At 65.3% G+C, this 20,112-nt stretch carries 19 protein-coding genes; 16 read left to right on the forward strand and 3 right to left on the reverse strand.

Translation table 11 applies throughout. From position 1 onward, the window contains the following. Window position 1: 1 nt before the first annotated feature. The 8 genes from atpA to MUN23_RS17325 all read left to right on the forward strand — a co-directional run bounded on the left by atpA (window position 2) and on the right by MUN23_RS17325 (window position 8,875). Window positions 2-1,639 carry a F0F1 ATP synthase subunit alpha gene (gene atpA, locus MUN23_RS17290; RefSeq protein WP_248764123.1) on the forward strand — a complete coding sequence of 546 codons (1,638 nt, stop codon included), beginning with the start codon at window positions 2-4 and terminating at the stop codon, window positions 1,637-1,639. A 74-nt stretch (window positions 1,640-1,713) separates the two neighbouring features. Further along, a complete protein-coding gene (locus tag MUN23_RS17295) occupies window positions 1,714-2,607 on the forward strand; it encodes a F0F1 ATP synthase subunit gamma (protein WP_248759992.1) in 894 nt (297 codons plus the stop codon). Window positions 2,608-2,688: 81 nt separating this feature from the next. After that, window positions 2,689-4,143, forward strand: coding sequence for a F0F1 ATP synthase subunit beta (gene atpD / locus MUN23_RS17300; protein WP_141140965.1), 1,455 nt, complete (start codon window positions 2,689-2,691; stop codon window positions 4,141-4,143). Window position 4,144: 1 nt separating this feature from the next. Then, window positions 4,145-4,429 carry a F0F1 ATP synthase subunit epsilon gene (locus MUN23_RS17305; RefSeq protein WP_056349400.1) on the forward strand — a complete coding sequence of 95 codons (285 nt, stop codon included), beginning with the start codon at window positions 4,145-4,147 and terminating at the stop codon, window positions 4,427-4,429. A gap of 10 nt (window positions 4,430-4,439) precedes the next feature. Further along, complete coding sequence (locus MUN23_RS17310; RefSeq protein WP_248759994.1) at window positions 4,440-4,871, forward strand: DUF2550 domain-containing protein; 432 nt, start codon at window positions 4,440-4,442, stop codon at window positions 4,869-4,871. Window positions 4,872-4,875: 4 nt separating this feature from the next. Next, complete coding sequence (locus MUN23_RS17315; RefSeq protein WP_248759996.1) at window positions 4,876-6,183, forward strand: alpha/beta hydrolase family protein; 1,308 nt, start codon at window positions 4,876-4,878, stop codon at window positions 6,181-6,183. Next, the gene (locus MUN23_RS17320) at window positions 6,180-8,729 is read left to right on the forward strand and encodes a bifunctional lysylphosphatidylglycerol flippase/synthetase MprF (protein ID WP_248759997.1); all 2,550 of its coding nucleotides are present in this window, start codon (window positions 6,180-6,182) and stop codon (window positions 8,727-8,729) included. Before MUN23_RS17315 ends, MUN23_RS17320 begins: the two co-directional genes overlap by 4 nt. Before the next feature lie 8 nt (window positions 8,730-8,737). Beyond that, window positions 8,738-8,875 (forward strand): hypothetical protein, encoded by a 138-nt coding sequence (locus MUN23_RS17325; protein WP_248759999.1) that lies wholly within the window; start codon window positions 8,738-8,740, stop codon window positions 8,873-8,875. Here the strand turns inward: MUN23_RS17325 and MUN23_RS17330 are convergent. Both MUN23_RS17330 and nucS read right to left on the reverse strand, forming a co-directional pair. Beyond that, complete coding sequence (locus MUN23_RS17330) at window positions 8,872-9,075, reverse strand: cold-shock protein (protein ID WP_011692441.1); 204 nt, start codon at window positions 9,073-9,075, stop codon at window positions 8,872-8,874. The genes MUN23_RS17325 and MUN23_RS17330 overlap by 4 nt on opposite strands. 336 nt (window positions 9,076-9,411) lie before the next feature. Beyond that, the gene (gene nucS / locus MUN23_RS17335) at window positions 9,412-10,107 is read right to left on the reverse strand and encodes an endonuclease NucS (protein WP_058933052.1); all 696 of its coding nucleotides are present in this window, start codon (window positions 10,105-10,107) and stop codon (window positions 9,412-9,414) included. A 37-nt stretch (window positions 10,108-10,144) separates the two neighbouring features. Between nucS and MUN23_RS17340 the strand changes: the two genes are divergently transcribed. Together MUN23_RS17340 and MUN23_RS17345 are read left to right on the forward strand one after the other, a co-directional pair. Further along, on the forward strand, window positions 10,145-10,501 hold the full coding sequence (locus MUN23_RS17340) for an ATP/GTP-binding protein (protein WP_248760001.1): 357 nt from the start codon (window positions 10,145-10,147) through the stop codon (window positions 10,499-10,501). Between the two features lie 98 nt (window positions 10,502-10,599). Next, entirely contained in the window at window positions 10,600-11,400 is an 801-nt protein-coding gene (locus MUN23_RS17345) for an alpha/beta hydrolase (RefSeq protein WP_248760003.1), read from the forward strand. Window positions 11,401-11,410: 10 nt separating this feature from the next. Here the strand turns inward: MUN23_RS17345 and MUN23_RS17350 are convergent, their stop codons facing one another. Beyond that, window positions 11,411-12,739 (reverse strand): AI-2E family transporter, encoded by a 1,329-nt coding sequence (locus MUN23_RS17350; protein ID WP_248760005.1) that lies wholly within the window; start codon window positions 12,737-12,739, stop codon window positions 11,411-11,413. 216 nt (window positions 12,740-12,955) lie between these two features. On the opposite strand from MUN23_RS17350, the gene MUN23_RS17355 reads away from it, so the two are divergent. The 6 genes from MUN23_RS17355 to nagB all read left to right on the forward strand — a co-directional run bounded on the left by MUN23_RS17355 (window position 12,956) and on the right by nagB (window position 20,079). Continuing rightward, window positions 12,956-14,650, forward strand: a complete 1,695-nt coding sequence (locus tag MUN23_RS17355) for a hypothetical protein (RefSeq protein ID WP_248760007.1) — start codon at window positions 12,956-12,958, stop codon at window positions 14,648-14,650. A gap of 65 nt (window positions 14,651-14,715) precedes the next feature. Then, on the forward strand, window positions 14,716-15,723 hold the full coding sequence (locus tag MUN23_RS17360; protein WP_248760008.1) for a tetratricopeptide repeat protein: 1,008 nt from the start codon (window positions 14,716-14,718) through the stop codon (window positions 15,721-15,723). Next, a complete protein-coding gene (locus MUN23_RS17365) occupies window positions 15,723-16,820 on the forward strand; it encodes an NADH:flavin oxidoreductase/NADH oxidase (protein ID WP_248760010.1) in 1,098 nt (365 codons plus the stop codon). Before MUN23_RS17360 ends, MUN23_RS17365 begins: the two co-directional genes overlap by 1 nt. 72 nt (window positions 16,821-16,892) lie before the next feature. After that, a complete protein-coding gene (locus MUN23_RS17370) occupies window positions 16,893-17,699 on the forward strand; it encodes an ABC transporter ATP-binding protein (RefSeq protein ID WP_248760012.1) in 807 nt (268 codons plus the stop codon). Further along, entirely contained in the window at window positions 17,681-19,252 is a 1,572-nt protein-coding gene (locus MUN23_RS17375) for a transporter (RefSeq protein ID WP_248760014.1), read from the forward strand. The genes MUN23_RS17370 and MUN23_RS17375 overlap by 19 nt, the downstream gene beginning before the upstream one ends. A 44-nt stretch (window positions 19,253-19,296) precedes the next feature. After that, window positions 19,297-20,079: a glucosamine-6-phosphate deaminase gene (gene nagB / locus MUN23_RS17380; protein WP_248760016.1), complete on the forward strand. Its 783-nt coding sequence runs from the start codon at window positions 19,297-19,299 to the stop codon at window positions 20,077-20,079. The last annotated feature ends 33 nt before the right edge of the window (window positions 20,080-20,112 follow it).

Here is a 20,112-nt window from a genome sequence, read left to right on the forward strand (position 1 = left end):
GATGGCCGAATTGACCATCAACGCCGACGACGTCCGTATTGCGTTGAACGAGTTCGCGGCGTCCTACGAACCCGGAAACGCTGAGCGCGTAGAGGTTGGCCGTGTAACAACCGCAGGTGACGGCATCGCCCGTGTTGAGGGCCTTCCCTCGGTCATGGCGAACGAGCTGCTTCGCTTCGAAGACGGCACCCTGGGCCTGGCCCAGAACCTTGACGTCCGCGAGATCGGTGTCATCGTACTCGGTGACTTCACCGGAATCGAAGAGGGCCAGGAAGTCCACCGCACGGGTCAGGTTCTGTCCGTACCGGTAGGCGACGCCTTCCTCGGCCGCGTGGTTGACCCCTTGGGCCAGCCCATCGACGACCTCGGCGAAATCAAGACCACCGAAACCCGTGCACTGGAACTCCAGGCGCCCGGCGTGACCCAGCGTAAGTCGGTCCACGAACCGATGCAGACCGGTCTGAAGGCTATCGACGCCATGATCCCGATCGGCCGCGGTCAGCGTCAGCTGATCATCGGTGACCGCCAGACCGGCAAGTCGGCTATCGCCATCGACACCATCATCAACCAGAAGGCCAACTGGGCTTCCGGCGATGTGACCAAGCAGGTGCGTTGCATCTACGTGGCAATCGGTCAGAAGGCATCCACCATCGCGGCTGTCCGTCAGACCCTCGAGGACAACGGCGCACTGGAATACACCACCATTGTGGCTTCCCCCGCGTCTGACCCCGCAGGCTTCAAGTACTTGGCACCGTACGCCGGTTCGGCCATCGGCCAGCACTGGATGTACGGCGGCAAGCACGTCCTCATCGTGTTCGATGACCTCTCCAAGCAGGCCGAGGCCTACCGTGCAGTTTCACTGCTGCTGCGCCGCCCGCCGGGACGCGAAGCCTACCCGGGCGACGTCTTCTACTTGCACTCCCGCCTGCTGGAGCGTTGTGCCAAGCTCTCCGACGAGCTCGGTGCCGGCTCGATGACCGGCCTGCCGCTCATCGAAACCAAGGCAAACGACGTCTCTGCCTACATCCCGACCAACGTGATCTCCATTACCGATGGCCAGATCTTCCTGCAGTCGGACCTCTTCAACGCCAACCAGCGTCCGGCCGTCGACGTGGGTGTCTCTGTGTCCCGCGTGGGTGGTGCTGCGCAGGTCAAGTCCATGAAGAAGGTCTCCGGTACTTTGAAGCTGGAATTGGCCCAGTACCGCGACATGCAGGCTTTCGCCATGTTCGCATCGGACCTCGATGCCGCATCGCGCCAGCAGCTGACCCGCGGCGCCCGCCTGATGGAACTGCTGAAGCAGGGCCAGTACTCACCGTTCCCGATCGAGAACCAGGTTGTGTCCATCTGGGCCGGTACCAACGGCCACCTCGACGAGGTTCCCGTTGAGGACATCAACCGCTTCGAGACCGAATTCCTGGAGCACCTCAAGCACAAGTCCTCCATCCTGACCACGCTGGCGCAGACCAACGTTATGGACGATGACACCGCTGCTGCACTGAAGACCGCGATTGTGGCCTTCAAAAAGGGCTTCTTCGGTGAAGGTGACAACCGCCTGGTAGGCGCCGGCCACGAGGAGCACGAAGCTATCTCGGAAGCCGATGTAGACCAGGAAAAGATCGTCAAGCAGAAGCGCTAGTTTCGCTGGCAGGGACTGTCGGAACCCCGAGGTTCCGGCAGTCCCGGCCACCGGGATCTTAGGAAAGGAAAAGTATGGGAGCCCAGATTCGGGTCTACCGCCAGAAGATCAGCTCGACCACGTCGATGCGCAAGATCTTCAAGGCGATGGAACTGATCGCTACCTCGCGCATTGGCAAGGCCCGCGCACGCGTAGCGGCTTCACTGCCTTACGCAAACGCGATTACGCGTGCCGTTTCTGCTGTCGCAAGCCAGAGCGAAATCGACCACCCGCTGGTCACCGAGCCGACGCAAATCCGCCGGGCAGCTGTCCTGGTTATCAGTGCAGACCGCGGCCTTGCAGGATCCTACTCGGCGACCGTGCTTAAGCAGGCGGTCGGTCTCACCGAGCTGCTCCACGAGGAGGGCAAAGAAGTCAAGACGTACGTGATGGGCCGCAAGGCCCAGGCGTACTTCGACTTCCGCAACCTTTCTTACGAGCGCGTGTGGACCGGCAACACTGACGCGCCGGAGTTTGGAACTGCACGTGAGGTCGGCGCGGCATTGCTCGAAGCCTTCGCTGCAGACTACGAAGAGGGCGGCGTGGACGAGATCCATGTCGTTTACACCCGCTTCAAGTCCATGGTGACGCAGGAGCCGACGGTTATCCGTCTTCTTCCGCTTGAAGTTGTCGAAGAGCAGGCGGCGTCCGAGTCGGACCTCCTGCCGCTCTACGAATTCGAGCCGGAAGCGGAGCAGGTTCTTGATGCCCTGCTCCCGCGCTACATCGAGTCACGCATTTTCGCCGCCATGTTGCAGGCAGCAGCTTCCGAGCTCGCAGCCCGCCAGCGGGCGATGAAGTCCGCCGGTGACAATGCCACGGACCTCATCAAGAAGTACACGCGTCTGCGCAACACTGCCCGTCAGGCTGAAATTACGCAGGAGCTTTCCGAAATTGTTGCCGGTGCCGACGCCTTGAACGCGTCCTAGCCTGCACGGTCCGGTCCAGCTGTACCTGCACCAAAGAACAAACTTAAACCCCCACGCCATCTACTGAGTGAAGTGAGAGAGATGACTGCCACTGCTACCGAACACGTAGCCGCAACGTCCGGTGCCACCGGCCGTATTGCACGTGTTATTGGCCCGGTTGTCGACGTCGAATTCCCGGCTGACGCAATCCCCTCGATTTACAACGCCCTCACCACGGAGATTACCCTCAACGGTGAGACCAAGACCATCACGTTCGAGGTTGCCCTGCACCTGGGCGACAACCTCATCCGCGCCATCGCCCTGCAGGCTACCGACGGACTCGTCCGCGGCACCAACGTAGTGGACACCGGTTCTCCGATCACCGTACCCGTCGGCGACGGCGTCAAGGGCCACATCTTCAACGTCCTCGGCAAGCCGCTGGATGTTGACGAGTCCGAGATCCAGGCTGCGGACTACTGGCCGATCCACCGCAAGGCCCCGGCCTTCGCAACGCTCGAAGGCTCCACCGAGATGCTGGAAACCGGCATCAAGGTCATTGACCTTCTCACCCCGTACATCAAGGGTGGAAAGATCGGCCTCTTCGGCGGCGCCGGCGTGGGCAAGACGGTTCTGATCCAGGAAATGATCACCCGTGTGGCCCGTAACTTCGGTGGTACCTCGGTATTCGCCGGTGTTGGCGAGCGTACCCGTGAAGGTAACGACCTCTGGGTTGAAATGGAAGAGGCAGGCGTCCTCAAGGACACCGCCCTTGTATTCGGCCAGATGGATGAGCCGCCGGGAACGCGTCTGCGCGTTGCACTGTCCGCCCTGACCATGGCGGAGTACTTCCGCGATGTGCAGAACCAGGACGTGCTGCTCTTCATCGACAACATCTTCCGCTTCACCCAGGCAGGCTCCGAGGTTTCCACCCTCCTCGGCCGCATGCCGTCGGCCGTGGGCTACCAGCCCAACCTGGCTGACGAGATGGGTCTCCTCCAGGAGCGCATCACGTCCACCAAGGGCCACTCGATCACCTCGATGCAGGCCATCTACGTTCCCGCAGATGACTACACCGACCCGGCCCCGGCCACGACCTTCGCACACCTCGACGCAACCACGGAACTTTCCCGTGAAATTGCTTCCCGTGGTCTGTACCCGGCCGTTGACCCGCTGACGTCGACGTCCCGCATCCTGGACCCGCAGTACATCGGTCAGGACCACTACAACACGGCTGTCCGTGTGAAGCAGATCCTGCAGAAGAACAAGGAACTCCAGGACATCATCGCCATCCTCGGTGTTGACGAACTATCGGAAGAGGACAAGATCGTCGTGTCGCGTGCACGCCGTATCCAGCAGTTCCTCTCCCAGAACACCTACACCGCCAAGCAGTTCACCGGCGTCGAGGGCTCCACCGTGACCATCAAGGACACGGTTGAAGGCTTCACCGCTATCTGCGACGGCGAACTTGACCACGTTGCAGAGCAGGCGTTCTTCAACGTCGGCGGCCTGGACGATGTTGAGCGCCAGTGGGCCAAGATCCAGGAACAGACCAAGTAATATGGCTGAGCTTGAGGTTGAGATTGTCGCAGCGGATCACTTCGTGTGGTCCGGAGCGGCCAAGATGGTCAAGGCCCGCACCAGCGATGGTGAGATCGGAATCCTGCCCGGCCACTCGCCCCTGCTGGCGATCCTGGCCGAAGGTGAACTGGCCATCGAGCCGGTTTCCGGGAACCGTATTGCCGTGGCTGTTGACGGCGGATTCTTCTCCGTCGACAACAACCGCGTGGTGATTGTTGCTGACAACGCCCAACTGGGTGACGCGGCTACTGCTGGGATCCGCTAGCACGACCTTGATGGACGCTCCGACTCTTACGTTCATCTCCTTGGCAATCGTTTTCGGATTGCTGATTTTCGCACTGTGCCTTTCGGGGGTGCGCCGCTTCAATCTGCGGCGCGCCCTTGGCACAGTGGACGCCTCCATTTGCGTTGCTGGAAACAGCTGGCAGATGGGGGTTTGTCGTTACCAGGACAACGACCTTGAATGGTTCCGCCTGCTGTCCCTGAGCGTGCGTCCCAAACATAAGTTCAAGCGCAGCTCCCTGGAGCTGCTGGGCCGCCGCAAGCCCACCGAGGCCGAGGCCGTTAAGGTCCAGCCCGACGTCGTGATTGTCGAGCTGCGGTACGAAGGCCGGGATCTGCGGCTGGCCATGAAATTCGATGCCTACACGGGACTGTCCTCCTGGCTGGAAGCCGGGCCGGTCATCGGCGTGGGTACCTGGCGCTAGCCACGTGGACTGGATTGCTGATATCCGGTTGACCGACGGACCGGTGTACTGGGCCGCCTGGGTTCTTGGTGCCGCCGCCGCGCTGTCCCTGGTCTGGCCCCCGCGCGCCCTTGGCCGCGGCCGCTGGTTGCTCAGCGTTGCCGCCGCATCGGCCGCCGCCGCCGTCGTGGTGCTCCTGGTCCATTGGGTCCTCATCTACTGGGCCTCAACCTTTCCAGAAGAACTGCCGTTCGACGTCTTGGCCTGGGTGTTTGCGGCCGTGGCCGCCCTCCTGCTGGTGTTGCTCCGGCTCCCCACGGCGTCGTGGCGTCGCCGAGCGCTGGATGTGCTCGCCCTCCTGGCCGTGGTGCTCCTGGCCGCTGTGCAGATCAACGCGTATTTCGGCCTCAACCGGACAGTTGCGGACCTGACTGGAACGGCGCTGATCCGCATCCCGGCCCTGGAACAGGAGCTGATGCGCCGGCCGGACAGCCCTGCCACGCCCCTGGACGGATGGAAACCCGCCAATGAGATCCCTGCCGACGGCGTTGTTCGCACCGCATCCATCCCGGGAACGTCCTCGGGCCTCCAGACACGCGACTCGTACATCTACCTGCCACCGGCCTACTTTGCTTCGAACCGTCCCAGCCTTCCGGTCCTGGTTCTGGTGCCCGGCCAGCCCGGCGGCCCTGCCGACTGGTTGACCGGCGGGTCGCTTCCGGCACGCATGGACAGTTTCGCCGCCCGGCATGGGGGAGTGGCGCCTGTTGTTGTGGTGGTTGATCCCAACGGCAACCAGTCAGCGAACAATCTCTGCATGGACAGCGCCATCGCCCAGGCAGACACTTACCTCGCAGTGGACGTGCCGGCATGGATCTCGGGAACGTTGGACGTGGACTCCGACCACCGGCAATGGGCCATCGGCGGTTTCAGTTTTGGTGCCACCTGCGCTGTTCAGATGGCCACCCGCCACCCGGAGCTGTACACGGGTGTTCTCGCCTTTTCCAGCGAGAGCGAGCCTGCGCTGGCCAAGGAACGCCAGAAAACGGTTGATGCGGCCTTCCACGGCGACACCGCTGCCTTTGATGCCCAGATACCGCTGACGCTGTTGAAGGAGCGCAAATATCCTGGCAGCGTGGCGTATTTCGCGGCCGGGGCCACAGATCCGGAGTTCGTGGCAAATCTGCGGATCCTTGAGGCGGCGGCCCGCGGGGCAGGTTTCACTGTGGGCTCGGACGTGGTGGCTCACACCGGCCATTCGTGGGACGTGCTGACTCCCGGCATGGACAATGGGCTTGAGCTGCTGTCCGCACAGTGGGGGTGGGCGAAATGAGGGAAGCTGGCGAATCCCGTGCGCCGGCCCTGCTCTGGTCAACAGTCCTGCTTCCGGCTGTCCGAAGAATGTGGGGCTACCTGCGGTCCGTGCCACTGACCCTCAGTATCCTCGGGATTTTCCTGTTGGTCGGGGCGGCAACCGGCAGCTTCCTCAGCGGGCCGCCGGAGGAGCTGCTATCGCTCGCAGGCGTCAGCGCCCCGGGCCTGAAGGCCGGCAACTGGTGGTCCCTGGTGACGTCACTGTTCTTTGCCACCAACCCCCTGGCCTATCTGGTGGCGTCCCTGATGATCCTGCTGCTGCTGGGCCTGGCCGAGAAGAACCTCGGGTCCCTTCAGGCGGCAGCGTTTTTCCTCGGTGGCCAGTTTGCTGCTGTCACAGTCTTCCTGCTCCTGACCCAGTTGGCGAGGTATGCGGGAGACGGTTGGCTGGGACTGATGGCGGACTACAGCCTGATCGGGCCCTACGCTGCTGTCCTTGCGGCTTCGCTGGCCGCGAGCGGCAGGATCCCTGTCCTGTGGCGGCGGCGGTTGCGCACGGCGCTGCTCTCGGTGTCACTCCTGCTGGTCCTGTACGTGGGGCATGCCGAGACCGTCATCGGCCTGGTTGGTGCAGCGGTGGGTCTCGCGGCCAGCTGGTGGAACCAGAGCGACCACGGCCAGCTTCATCCGCCCCGCTCAAGCGGGAGGGAAACCAGGAACTTGCTGGCCCTGACGGTGGCCGTGTTCGCCGTGGGCCCCATCCTTACCGCCGTTGCCCGGACGCCCACCGGCCCGCTGGCGCTGCTCCGGGACGTGGTGCTGAATCCCATGCCCACGCTGGGCCAGCTCGAAGCAAACTGCGGAGCAACAGTCGAGGCATCCTGCCTGGAGATGGGGCGGACGGGCTTCGCCGGACCCTTTGGCCTCGCCCTGGCAGTGGTACCGGTGGTTCTGCTCCTCATCTGTGCTGACGGAATGCGCCGCGGCCGCCGCATGGCACTGCGCATCACGTTGGCCCTTCAGTTGGCGGTCACGGCGATGGCCGCCGTCTACCTGGCCCTGTTCGCGCTGATCCCGCACTATCCGGCGCGGCCTCACACGGCCGCCATGGGTTCCGGTTTTGCCCACATCCTGCCTTTGGTGATCGTCCCGCTGCTGCTGGCGGTCCTGCTCTGGGGTAACCGCCGCCAGTTCCGCGTCGAGACGATCCCTGCCGCCCGTCGTCGGCTCTTGGCGGTGGTGGGTGGCGTCTGGCTCCTCCTCGCCGGGAGCTACGCCCTGTCCTGGTTTGCCGCTGGGGGAATGGCGCGCGACGGCGGCCTGCTGGGCTTGCTGGCTGAACTGTCCCGGCAGTATCTGCCGGTTCCACTTCCGAATCTCTACCACCGGGTTTTTGCTGAACGGAACGGCCTCGAGTCCCTGATTTTTGGCTATTCCGGACCGGTCTTCTGGCTTGTTGCCTTAGCCGGCGTCTGGTCCGTGCTCCTGGGCCGGCACCATGGCAGCGATTCGGGCCACGACGAAAGGGCCGCGGCCCGGAAGCTGTTGCACGAGGGCGGCGATTCACTGTCGTGGATGGCCCTCTGGGAGCCCAACCGGTACTGGTTCAGCCCGGATGCACGCGGCGCCGTCGCCTACCAGCTGCACGGCAGTGTCGCCCTGACGCTGGCCGGTCCCTTCGGTGCGGCAGACTCCCGTCAGCGGACTGCCGAAGGGTTTCTTTCCTACTGCGGCAACCGCGCGCTCATCCCGGCGTTCTACTCGTGTGATGACACGCTGTGGCCCCTGCTGCAGGACCGGGGCTTCCAGCGCGTGTCGGTAGCGCAGGAGACCCGGCTGTCCGTCCGGCAACTTGAATTCACGGGCAAGGAATGGCAGAACGTCAGGACTGCACGCAACCGCGCCGCCAAGATGGGAGTCAAAGCCGTCTGGGGTACGTACCACGGGCTGCCGTCCGCCCTGCGTGCCCGGCTCAGCGAAGTGTCGGAGGAATGGGCGGCAGGAAAATCAGTTCCGGAAATGGGATTCACGCTGGGCGGCATGGATGAGCTGATGGACGACGAAGTGCTTTGCTGCCTGGCGGTGGACGGCGACGGCCACGTGCACGGGGTAACAAGCTGGTTGCCCGTTTACGACGGCGGGACACTGGTCAGCCGCACGCTGGACGTTATGCGCCGGGGTGCTGACGGATTCCCCGGGGTGATGGAGTTCCTCATTGCTTCGGCGGTCCTGGAATTGCGCGAATCCGTGGAGGTAATCTCGCTCTCCGGGTCCCCGCTCGCCAGCCGGCCCGGCGACGAAACGCCGGGGAAGCCGGTGCCGGCAGAGAACCTCGTCCGCATCCTCGATGTGGTGGGCCACGCCCTCGAACCGGTCTACGGATTCCGGTCCCTGGCGGCCTTCAAATCACGCTTCAAACCCGAGTACCGAACCCTTTACCTGTATTACCAGGATCCGCTGCAGTTGCCGGCGATCGGACGGGCGCTCACCCGGGCCTATTTGCCCGGCCTTTCGCTGCGGCAGGGGGCACGGCTGGTCCGGGGCCTGGTGGGCCAGGGAAACTGATCCCCACAGTGGCCCGAGCGATTTGCGACTGGAAAGTCACGGTGGTCAAAGACATTGCGGACAAAGAAAAGATCCCCGGCACGGATGCCGGGGATCTTTTCTTCGCTGGAGGCCACGCAGACGGCGGCCGCCGGGCGGGGGACTAGACCAGCGTTACGCCGGTAGCCTGGGGGCCCTTGGCACCCTGACCGATTTCGAACTGAACGCGCTGGTTCTCGTCGAGGGTCTTGAAGCCACCGGTCTGGATTTCCGAGTAGTGAACGAAGACATCGCCATCGGAGTCATCCGGGGTGATGAAGCCGAAGCCCTTTTCAGCGTTGAACCACTTGACGGTTCCCTGTGCCATTTATTTCTCCTCATTATGGAACTTGTCTAAGTCCGGCACACCTCGTGCCGGACTCGGTCACTCCGCGAGAAGAATCCTTCAATGCCGTTCCTGGGAACCTGCGCTGCAGGAGCTTCGCGCTCGCAACATGTCTTGCGAGCATGAAAAACACCTACACAAAGACTGGTCTAAGAATTTCACGCCGATTCCGTCAGGTCAACGGTCTGAACGGCCAATACGGCAAATTTTGCGTATAAAAAGGATGAATCCCCTTGTCAGGGGGCCGAAGGCGTCACCGGTGCGGATATCCGGCGTCAGAAAGGCGGAACTCGGCGTCATAAAAGCGGATGGCGGGCCTCAGAAAAGCCGGGAGTCGCTGTCGTCCACCCCGCGCATGGCGTCGTAGTCCAGCGTGATGCAGTCGATGCCGCGGTCGTTGGCCAGCACCTTGGCCTGCGGCTTGATCTGCTGGGCAGCGAAGATGCCACGGACCGGGGCCAGCAGCGGATCGCGGTTGAGTAGTTCAAGGTAGCGCGTGAGCTGCTCCACGCCGTCAATGTCGCCCCGCCGCTTCAGCTCGATGGCCACGGTGGCCCCGCTCGCGTCACGGGCCAGGATGTCCACCGGGCCGATGGCGGTGAAGTACTCGCGCCGAATGAGCGAAAAACCTGAGCCCAGCGTCTCGATCTGATCGGCAAGCAGGCGCTGGAGGTCGGCTTCGACGCCGTCCTTGATCAGACCGGGGTCCACCCCGAGGTCGTGGGAGGACTCGTGCAGCTGCTCGTGGATGTTGATGATAAGGCGGTCATCGGTCTTGGCGGACTGGACGGTCCACTGTTCCGTGACGCCAAGCTCCAGGTCAATGTCCTCCGGCGAGGACACCCGCAGGGTGGCAGGCGGGCTCATCCAGTTCAGCGGCTTGTAGGAGCCGCCGTCGGAATGAACCAGCACCGAGCCGTCGGCCTTGACCAGCAGGAGCCTGGTGGCAAGGGGGAGATGGGCTTTGAGCCGGCCAACATAATCAACTGAACATCGGGCTATGACAAGTCGCACGCCGTACACACTACCGGGGCTGGGGCAGAATGGAGGCATGCCGCGTTCCAACCGTCCCCGTCGCCCTGCCTCCGGAAAGCCGGGCATTGCTGGCGGAAAGCCGGTAGGCAAGAAGGGCAACGGCGACGTTCCGGAGTTGGATTTGGAGCGGGCGCGGGCTGGAATCGCCCGCCGGGAAAGCGCTCCCGACGGCGAGTGGATGGTCAGGACCATGACCGCCAGGAACGCGGAAAAGACCTACATCTGCCCCGGCTGTTCCACCGTTGTGGTCCCCGGCGTCGCCCATCTGGTGGTCTGGAAGGACGATCACATCTTCGGTGCGGCCGCAGGCCTGGCTGAGCGCCGCCACTGGCACACCAACTGCTGGCTGTCCCGGACGTACCGTTACCGCTGATGCCGAATAGCCCGGGCGAACGGCTCCGCCCCGGAGAAGCCGCGTTAGAGCCAGCGCACTGCGCCTGGCGGACGGCGGGAGTCGCTAAGCTGGCAGGCATGACTTTTGATCCGGCGTCGTACGAATTCAGCCAGCCAACAGGGCCCGCACCCATCCGCGCCTCAACAGTGTTGCCGGCCCGGCGGGAGAACATCGAGCTCCGCACGGAGGATGGCCACACGCTGGTGGGGGAACTGGCGCTGCCCGAGTCCGGCCAGATCACCGCGACGCTGATCACCCTGCATCCGCTTCCGACGCACGGCGGTTTTATGGACTCGCACGTGTACCGCAAGGCGTCCTACCGGCTTCCGGCGCTGGCCGGCGTGGCCGTGCTTCGCTTCAACACGCGCGGGACGGAGTCGCCGCGGGGAACCAGCGCAGGTTCCTTCGAGGAGGGCATCGGCGAGCGGCAGGACGTTGAGGCGGCGGTGCGTTTCGCCGTCGAACGCCAGCTGCCCAACCGCTGGCTGGTGGGCTGGTCCTTCGGCACCGAGCTGGCGCTGATGTACGGTGCCGTTGAGCCGGTGGCGAGCCAGGTTGAAGGTGCTGTCCTGCTGTCACCGCCGCTGCACCGCGCAACGGACGCCCACCTGCGCCTCTGGGCGGACTCCGCCAAGCCGCTCACCGTGCTTGTGCCGGAGCATGACGACTACCTCCAGCCCGCGGCCGCCGCTGAACGCTTCAGCCTGGTGCCACAGGCCCGGGTGGTAGGCGTCGACGGCGCCAAGCACCTTTGGGTGGGGGAGAAATACGCTTCCCGCGTGCTCAATGAAATCGTCGACGACGTGACGGAAGCGGGCTCCGGACCCGAAGGCCTGCCGCAGGTGTGGAACGGCCCGGTGGCTACCTCGGCCGCCTAGTGCCTGAACGCTAGTGCTTGTCCTGGCGGACGATGTAGATCTCCTTGACCAGAAGCAGGATGGCGGCCGCCGTGGGGATGGCGATGAGCGCCCCCAGGACTCCCAGCAGGCTGCCGCCGGCAATCACGGAGATCACGGCCACGGCGCCGGGCACGGCCACGGCCTTCTGCATAATGCGCGGCGAGATGAAGTAGGCCTCGAACTGGAGGTAGGCAAAGTAGCAGATGCCGTAGACGGCGGCGGTCTGCCAGCCGACGGTCAAGGCGATCAGCAGGACCACGATGCCGGCGATCATGCCGCCCACCAAGGGGATGAAAGCCAGCAGGGCCACCACGAAGGCCAGCAAGAGGGCGAACGGGACACCCACAATGGACATCACGATGAAAGCAAACGTGGCATTGAGCAATGCCACGCAGGCCTGCCCGATCACGTAGTTGCCGACGGAACGGGTGATCTCCTCGGAGAGGGCTTCCACCCGGGCCCGGCGGGACCGCGGGGCCAGCCGGTAGCCCCACTTCTTCATGGCCGGGAGGGCGGCCAGGAAGTAGAGGCTCAGGACCAGGACGATCAATGTGCCGAAGAGACCGTTGGCCAGGGTGGAACCGAAGCCCACCACCCCGCCGAAGATCCCGCCCATCGCCGCCGGATCATTGACGAACTTGTCGAGTTCCTCGTTGATGCGGTCGCGGACCCCGAACTCGTTATCAAGGTTGCGGAAGAACTCAGAGTCGATGAAGTCCCGTACCCAGGTGGGTGCCTGCACCACAATTTGGGTGACCTGTTCCACGATGGTGGGAATGAGGGTGGCGAAGAACCCTCCCACAGCCACTACCAGGACAAGGACGGCCAGAAGAATGCCGACCGGGCGGGGAATGCGGCGGTTCTCCAGCCAGCCCACCACGGGTTCCAGGCCAAGGGCAATGAACAGGGCAGCAACAATCCATAGCAGCAACTGGGTGGTGTTGGAGCCGATCCAGTAGACCAGCAGTGCAAGGCCGACCCCTACGGTGCCCATGAAGCCCATGTAAAGGGGATGTTGCATCGACATCCGGGGCCCCGGACGGCCAAACTGCGCGGCTGTCCCGCCGGCACCGCCAGCCCCGTCGTCTTCGGTGGCGGCAGGTTCTTCCGTGTGGTTGTATTCCGGCGGGATCTCAAACCGGAGCCTGGGCTGGGCGCCCGGCAGCGGCTGGCGCAGGCGCCGAACAAGCTGGCCAAGGGCCGAAGCTGCGGAGCCCCGTCGCTTCGCCGTCGCAGGCGTGTCCGGCGAGGATTCCAAAGCGCCAGCGGCCGGTTGATTTTCGTGTCCCGTGGAGGACTCTTCCGTCTTGTCAGTCACTGGATTCTGGGGCCTGTTCCGTGCGTGGCGCCGCATTTGCGGGCCGGTGTGATGATCATCGCAAACACTATCAGCAGCCTTGCCAACAGGAGCGAGGGCGCCCGCCGGGCCGCCCGGGCGCCGCCGATTCCGGACTCCGCTGGCGCCCAAACGGGGGTTCTGGTAACAAAACGGTTACTATTGAAAGTAAACCCCCGCGAATGATAGGTGTTTCCTTTGCGCTTCAAGACTGCAGTTGCACTCGTGCTGCTCGGCCTCCTGACACTTCTGGCCGGTATTGGCCAGAAGACAATCTGGGCTCCCTCCGAGACCTTTACGGCTTCCGCCCCGGCAGATGCCGCGGAGGCGCCACTGACCGTCATCGACCAGAACCTGCGCACCGCGCAGGGCGGAACGGTGAAGATCAAGATCGAAGGCGACGGCAACTTCATGCTCGCGGCCGGCCGGCCTGACGACGTGGACGCCTGGGTGGGCCCGACGGCCCACAACACCATCACAGGGGTTTCCGAGGACAACAAATCCCTGCAGGTTGAGCACGCCGACGGCGACGCCACGGCGCCGAACCCGTCAGGATCCGACCTCTGGGTATCCACTGAGAACGCGAGCGGCGAGCTGGAGTACTCATGGACGCCGCCCGCTGACGGCGAATGGTCGCTGCTGCTGGCGTCCGATGGCACCAAGCCCGCACCGTCGTCGATCTCCATGACGTTCCCGAATGACACCTCCACCCCGTGGGCCATCCCGCTGATGGTGATTGGCGGCCTGCTGATCCTCGCCGGCATTGCCCTGGTGGTCCTGTCCGCACGCAAGCGGGACGGCGAAGGCAACGGCACGGGAAGCCTGTTCGCCCGGCGCGCCCGGGCCAAGGCCGAGGCAAGGTCCGCCTCACGGCTCGGCATGGTGTCCGGCGGCATGGTCACCGCCGCAGTGACCGCCCTTGTTGTGGCCGGAACGGGTGTTGCTGCGAACGCTGCCACCACGCCCGCGCCGGCTCCCGAATCAGCATCGCCGGAGGCCGCCCAGGCGGCCGCGCCGGTCCTCCTGGACGCCCAGTTCCGCAGGATCCTGGAGCAGGTCTCCAGCACCGCCGACGCCGGTGACGCCGCAAAGGACGCAGCCAAGCTCGCAGAGCGCGTAGCCGGGACGGAGCTTGAGGTCCGTTCGCAGAACTACAAGATCCGTTCCCAGGTGGGAACTTATGAAGCCCGGATGCCCGTCCGTTCCACAAAGCTCCTCACCACGGTGGTCACCAGCGACCGCACCTGGCCGCGTTCAGTCCTCGCCGTTACGCAGGGTGACGGCAACGTCGTCCCGCAGCTGCTCACCCTGGTCCAGCCCTCCCCGCGGGAGAACTACAAGCTGACCGAAACCACCCCGCTGCAGCCGGGAACCACGTTCCCCGCCATCGGCCGGAACGGCACCGACACGCTGGCCGCCAACGACAAATCCGGCCTGCTGTACAGCGGCGAAGAAGCCCTGGCCGGGCTGGCCGACCGCCTGACGAATTCAGAGTCGAGCTTCAAGGACAAGCTCGTGGAGGGCGCATCCTCGCCGTACATCGCCGACACGCTCTCCTACCAGGCCGAGGTAGTCAAGTCCGGCGAAAACGGCAACTTCTCCTTCACCCACAAAGTGGTACCGGAAAGCACTGTGGTGTTCCGGACGGCCGATGGCGGGGCGCTGGTGCTGGGCCGGATCAACTTCGGCTTTGATGGCACGCCCAAGGCCTCCGGTGACAAGCTCACCATCGGCGACGACGCCGCCGCGCTCGCCGGCGGCAAGGAAACCACCACCGGCATGGTCCTGGACTTTGCTGAATCAATGGCGGTCTACGTTCCGCCGGCAGGTTCTACGGATCCCATCAAGCTGGTGGCCGCAACGCGCGGGCTGGTAGGCGCAAGCTTCAAATAGGCCCGCAGGGTCCAGTCCCGGATGCAGTACCCCCGGCAGCGGCCGGAGTGGCTAGAGTGGAAAGCATGAGTTCGCCAGCTTCCCGCCCAGTCCCTCCCGCCGCTGCCAGCCTGCTTAACCTGCGTGGCGCCGTCGACCTTTCATCCCTGAAACAGCGCCAGGCGCCGCCTGCGGCTCCCGGCAATCCGCCTGTTTCCGGGGATGCGGGTGCCAGCGCAGAAGCCGGTGCGTTAACGCCCGACGACGGCGCGGCACCGCTGCGGGTCACTGTCACCGAAGGCAATTTCCAGGAACTCGTGGAGCTTTCCGCCCAGGTTCCGGTGGTCTTCGCGCTATGGGCCGCGTACTCGCCGGAATCCGCCGCGATGCTCGACTCGCTGGAGCGGGTCATCAACAGCTACGGCGGCCGCCTGGTCTTGGGGGCGGCGGACATCGAAGCCTTCCCGCAGCTGGCACAGGCCTTCCAGGTCCAGGCCGTCCCCACGGCCGTCGCCGTCCTCAAAGGCCAGCCCGTACCGCTCTTCCAGGGCGGCGCCGAGGAATCCCAGATCCGTCCCCTCCTGGATGAACTGCTGAAAGTCGCGGCGGCCAATGGGGTTACGGGCAGCCTCGGCGGGGGCAGTGCGCCCATGGAGACTGAACCAGCACCTCTTCCGCCGCTGCACCAGGCCGCGTTCGACGCCATTGAAACGGGCGACTATGAGGCCGCCGCCGTGGCCTACCGGCAGGCCCTGCTGGAAATGCCCGCCGACGCCGAGGCCAAGGCAGGCCTGGCCCAGGTGGAGCTGATGGCCCGGCTCCAACCGCTTTCCGCCGAGGAGTCGGAAGCCCTGCGTACCCTCGCCGCCAACGAACCTGACAATCTGGCCGCCCAGCTGGGCGTGGCGGACCTGGACGTGTCCGGCGGCCACGTGGAGGACGCGCTGAACCGCGTGGTGAGCTTCATCGGCCGGAACTTCGGCCCGGAACGGGAGACTGCCCGCGTACGCCTCCTGGAGCTCTTTGACGTGGTGGGCACGTCCGACCCCCGTGTTGCCAAGGCACGCCAAGGACTCGCCAGGGTCCTGTTCTAGTGCCGGCCCTGTTCCAGCCGCTCAAGCTCCGCTCCCTGGAGCTCACGCACCGCGGCTGGGTATCACCCATGTGCCAGTACAGCTGCGGTCCCGACGGCGCCCCGGGGGTTCCGAACGACTGGCACCTGATGCATCTGGGCTCCTTCGCCGCGGGCGGCGCCGCGTTGATCCTCACCGAGGCGGCCGCCGTGAACGCGGCCGGCAGGATCAGTCCCCGCGATGCCGGGCTGTACAACGACGAACAGGCCGAGGCCTGGCAGCGGATCACGTCCTTTGTGCACCGGCACGGTGCCGCGGAAGCGAAGATCGGCGCCCAGCTTGCCCACGCCGGCCGGAAAGCGTCTGCCTACTGGCCGTTCGCCGGGCAGCGGGGCAGCGTCCCGGAGTCCGACGGCGGCTGGCCCACGGTGGGGCCGTCACGGCTTGCCTTCGACGGCTTTGCCGAACCCGCCGCGATGACCGAGGCTCAGATCCAGGACGTCATTTCCGATTTCGCGGCCGCTGCAGCACGTGCCGTGGACGCCGGCTTCGACACCGTGGAGATCCATGGCGCGCACGGCTACCTCCTGCACCAGTTCCAAAGCCCGCTGATCAATACCCGGACCGATTCCTGGGGCGGGGATGAGGCCGGACGGAACCGGCTGATGCTCGCCGTCGTTGATGCCGTCCGCAACGTCATCCCCGAAGCCATGCCCCTGCTGCTGCGGATTTCAGCCACCGACTGGGCGCCGGGCGGCGTCGATGTCCAGGCTTCGGTCCGGCTGGCCGCCCAGGCGGCGGAGCACGGAGTGGACCTCATCGACGTCTCCAGCGGCGGGGCCGTGGCCCATCAGGACATCAGGCCGGGTCCGGGCTACCAGACGGACTTCTCCGCACGCATCCGCCGGGAAGCCGGTGTCCCCACAGGCACCGTGGGCCTGCTGACTTCCGCAGGCCAGGCCGAGCATGCCGTGGCCACCGGGCAGGCCGACGGCGTGTTTATTGCCCGGGCCGCGCTCCGGGATCCGCACTGGTGGCTCCGTGCGGCGTTTGAACTGGGGCATGACCTCCCCTGGGCACCGCAGTACGAACGGGCCATGCCGCGGCATTCGTTCTAGGGTTCCCTACGCCTTTGGCACTACTCCCGCGGGAGGACCCCTTCGGCAGGGCCCTGGGTCTAGGCTGGCATCATGACTGCTGCGCATCCTGATCCCCACTCCGATCCGGTGGTGCACGCCGGGCCCGCTCCTGCCTTGTCCATCCGCGGCCTCGCCAAGCGTTTCGGCGGAAAAATCGCCGTGGACGGCATCAGCCTCGACGTCCCGGCAGGCTCATTCTTTGGCGTCGTGGGGCCCAACGGCGCCGGCAAGACCACCACGTTGTCGATGGCCACCGGCCTGCTGCGGCCCGACTTCGGGACAGCCGTTGTCCACGGGGTGGACGTCTGGGCCCGGCCGCTGGAGGCCAAGAAGCTGCTGGGCATCCTCCCTGACGGTGTCCGCCTCTTTGACCGGCTCACCGGCGAACAGCTGGTCACGTACGCGGGGCTGCTGCGTGGCATGGACAAAGACGTGGTGGCCTCGCGCGTGGGGGAGCTGTTATCCGCCCTGGACCTGAATCAGGACGCCGGGACCCTCGTGGTGGACTATTCCGCCGGCATGACCAAAAAGATCGCCCTCGCCTCGGCCCTGATCCACGCCCCGCGGCTGCTGGTGCTCGATGAACCCTTCGAGTCCGTGGACCCCGTCTCGGCGGCCAACATCCGGTCCATCCTGGACAGCTATGTAGCCTCCGGCGGGACGGTGATCGTCTCGAGCCACGTTATGGACATGGTCCAGCGTATGTGCGACCACGTCGCCGTGGTGGCGGCCGGCAGGCTCCTCGCCACCGGGACCGTGGACGAAGTCCGCGCCGGCGCAACGCTGGAAGAAAGGTTTGTCCAGCTGGTGGGCGGACGCAACCACACGGAAGGCCTGGAATGGTTGCGCACCTCCTAAGGCTCAAACTGACCCTGCTGCGGAACGGCCTTCGCCGCAGCCCCTGGCAGCTCGTCGGCCTGGCGTTCGGCGGCCTCTATGCCCTGGGGCTGGTGGGCATAGTGGTCGCGGCACTGATCCTGCTGCGCACTGGAGACCCCGAACTGGCCCAGACGGTTGTGGTGCTTGGTGGTTCAGCGGCCCTCCTCGGCTGGGGCCTCATTCCGGTGGTCGCGTCCGCCGCGGACCTGACCCTGGACCCTGCCCGCTTCACCACCTCCGCCATCCCCATGCGCCAACTGCTCACGGGACTGGCCCTCGGCGGGCTGATCGGCATCCCCGGCCTGGCCACCGCGCTCGCAGCGCTCGCCACCGTGTGGACCTGGGCCCGTGGCCCCCTTCCCGCGGTTGCCGCACTGGTGGGCGCCGCCGTCGGCGTTCTGACATGTATTGTCCTGTCCAAAGTGGTCACCACCGCCACCGCCAGCCTGGCGTCGTCGCGCCGGTTCAAGGATGTCAGCGCCATCGCCTTCATGGTCCCGCTGGTCCTGATGGGCCCGATTGTCGCTGGCGTGGGCAGGGGCATCAGCGCCTCGACGGGTTTCCTGCCGGAGCTGGCTGCCACGTTGTCCTGGACACCACTTGGTGCCGCGTGGTCCCTCGGTGGTGATGTTGCGGTTGGCCGCCCGGGAGCGGCCGCACTGAAACTCGTGATCGCCGCTGCAACCCTCGCAGTCCTGTCCTGGTGCTGGAAACTGCTCCTTGAACGGGCCCTGGTCAACCCGCCCTACGCCGGCAGCGGGAGCCGCAAGGGTGGCAAACTGGGGCTGTTCGACCTGCTGCCGGCCACACCGGCCGGTGCAGTAACAGCGCGCGCGCTGACCTACTGGCTGCGCGATCCCCGCTATTCCGGTTCCCTGGTGGTGGTCCCGCTGCTCCCCATCCTGCTGGTGTTCCAGGGCAGCCAGTCCGGTGACTACGGGGTACTGGCGGTGGCTGCACCGCTGGCTGCCTTCCTGCTGGCCTGGTCCATCTCAGCGGACGTCTCCTATGACAACACGGCATTCGCGCTGCATGTGGCCACGGGCGTCCGCGGTGTGGACGACCGGCTGGGCAGGGCGTTGGCCTGCCTGGCTTTTGCCCTGCCCGTGGTGCTGATCTTTGCAGTGGGCCAGTACTTCTTTACCGGCAGCTGGTCGGAACTGCCCGGCCAGTTGGGCTTGAGCCTGGGCATCCTCTTCACCGGGCTTGGCTTGTCGTCCGTGGTGTCGGCACGCTACACGGTGGCCGTCCCGTTGCCCGGGGACAGCCCGTTCAAGAAACCCCCGGGCAACGTAGGGCAGACCCTGGTGGTGCAGTTTGCCGGCATGGGCGTCCTGAGCCTGCTGGTCCTGCCCGAGGTGAGCCTGCTCATCGCGCAGCTGGTCACGGGCAATGCCATGTTCGGGTGGGCCAACCTGGCCGTCGGCCTGATGCTGGGACTGGCGCTGTTTGGTGCGGGAATTCGGCTGGGTGGAAAGTGGCTTGACGCCCGCGGACCCGAGCTGCTGGCCCAACTGACCGTCAACCGCTGACTCCGTAAAGCACCAGACGTAAAGCACCAGAAAGGCGGCCGGACATGGAAGTTGTCATCCTCCAGGGCAGCAAGCAGATCGGACAGCTCGTCGCCGATGCGATCGAAGCCCTGCTCCGGCGCAAGCCCACCGCCGTCCTGGGCCTCGCCACAGGGTCATCGCCGCTGCCGGTTTACGACGAGCTGGCGGCGCGGCACCAGCGTGACGGGCTGGACTTCAGCAGTGCCCATGCCTTTGCCCTGGACGAATACGTGGGGCTGGACCACGGGCATCCGGAGTCCTACAGGGAAGTCATCCGGCGGGAATTCACCAGCCGGGTCAACATCGCCGAAGGCAACGTCCATACGCCTGACGGGGCGGCCGCGGACCTGCCCGCGGCCTGTTCCGCCTACGAGGAGGCCATGCGGGCAGCGGGCGGAGTGGACCTGCAGCTCCTGGGCGTGGGTACGGATGGCCACATCGGCTTCAACGAGCCCGGTTCCTCGCTCGCCTCCCGGACCCGCATCAAGACGCTGATCGAGCAGACGCGCCGGGACAACGCCAGATTCTTTGGCAGCCTGGCAGAGGTGCCGCACCATGTGGTGACCCAGGGGCTGGGCACCATCCTCGAGGCCCGGCACGTTGTCCTCATCGCCACCGGGGCACAGAAGGCACCGGCCGTCCGCGACTTTGTGGAGGGGCCCGTCGCCGCCATCTGCCCGGCCTCGGTCCTCCAGTTCCACCCGCACGCCACCATCCTGGTGGATCAGGCCGCGGCATCGTCGCTGAAGCTCGCCGACTTCTACCGGCACACGTACGATCACAAGCCTGCCTGGCAGGAGCTGTAATTCCGGCCACACACCATGGGCGGGCGGGTACCG

Source organism: Pseudarthrobacter sp. SSS035 (assembly GCF_023273875.1).
Lineage (GTDB): Bacteria > Actinomycetota > Actinomycetes > Actinomycetales > Micrococcaceae > Arthrobacter.

What these genes read in the sequence shown, in the direction of transcription:
- atpA (WP_248764123.1), top strand. Translation starts at nt 2, where the DNA reads ATGGCCGAATTGACCATCAACGCCGACGACGTCCGTATTGCGTTGAAC.
- MUN23_RS17295 (WP_248759992.1), top strand. Translation starts at nt 1,714, where the DNA reads ATGGGAGCCCAGATTCGGGTCTACCGCCAGAAGATCAGCTCGACCACG.
- atpD (WP_141140965.1), top strand. Translation starts at nt 2,689, where the DNA reads ATGACTGCCACTGCTACCGAACACGTAGCCGCAACGTCCGGTGCCACC.
- MUN23_RS17305 (WP_056349400.1), top strand. Translation starts at nt 4,145, where the DNA reads ATGGCTGAGCTTGAGGTTGAGATTGTCGCAGCGGATCACTTCGTGTGG.
- MUN23_RS17310 (WP_248759994.1), top strand. Translation starts at nt 4,440, where the DNA reads ATGGACGCTCCGACTCTTACGTTCATCTCCTTGGCAATCGTTTTCGGA.
- MUN23_RS17320 (WP_248759997.1), top strand. Translation starts at nt 6,180, where the DNA reads ATGAGGGAAGCTGGCGAATCCCGTGCGCCGGCCCTGCTCTGGTCAACA.
- MUN23_RS17330 (WP_011692441.1), bottom strand. Translation starts at nt 9,075, where the DNA reads ATGGCACAGGGAACCGTCAAGTGGTTCAACGCTGAAAAGGGCTTCGGC.
- MUN23_RS17340 (WP_248760001.1), top strand. Translation starts at nt 10,145, where the DNA reads ATGCCGCGTTCCAACCGTCCCCGTCGCCCTGCCTCCGGAAAGCCGGGC.
- MUN23_RS17345 (WP_248760003.1), top strand. Translation starts at nt 10,600, where the DNA reads ATGACTTTTGATCCGGCGTCGTACGAATTCAGCCAGCCAACAGGGCCC.
- MUN23_RS17360 (WP_248760008.1), top strand. Translation starts at nt 14,716, where the DNA reads ATGAGTTCGCCAGCTTCCCGCCCAGTCCCTCCCGCCGCTGCCAGCCTG.
- MUN23_RS17370 (WP_248760012.1), top strand. Translation starts at nt 16,893, where the DNA reads ATGACTGCTGCGCATCCTGATCCCCACTCCGATCCGGTGGTGCACGCC.
- MUN23_RS17375 (WP_248760014.1), top strand. Translation starts at nt 17,681, where the DNA reads ATGGTTGCGCACCTCCTAAGGCTCAAACTGACCCTGCTGCGGAACGGC.
- nagB (WP_248760016.1), top strand. Translation starts at nt 19,297, where the DNA reads ATGGAAGTTGTCATCCTCCAGGGCAGCAAGCAGATCGGACAGCTCGTC.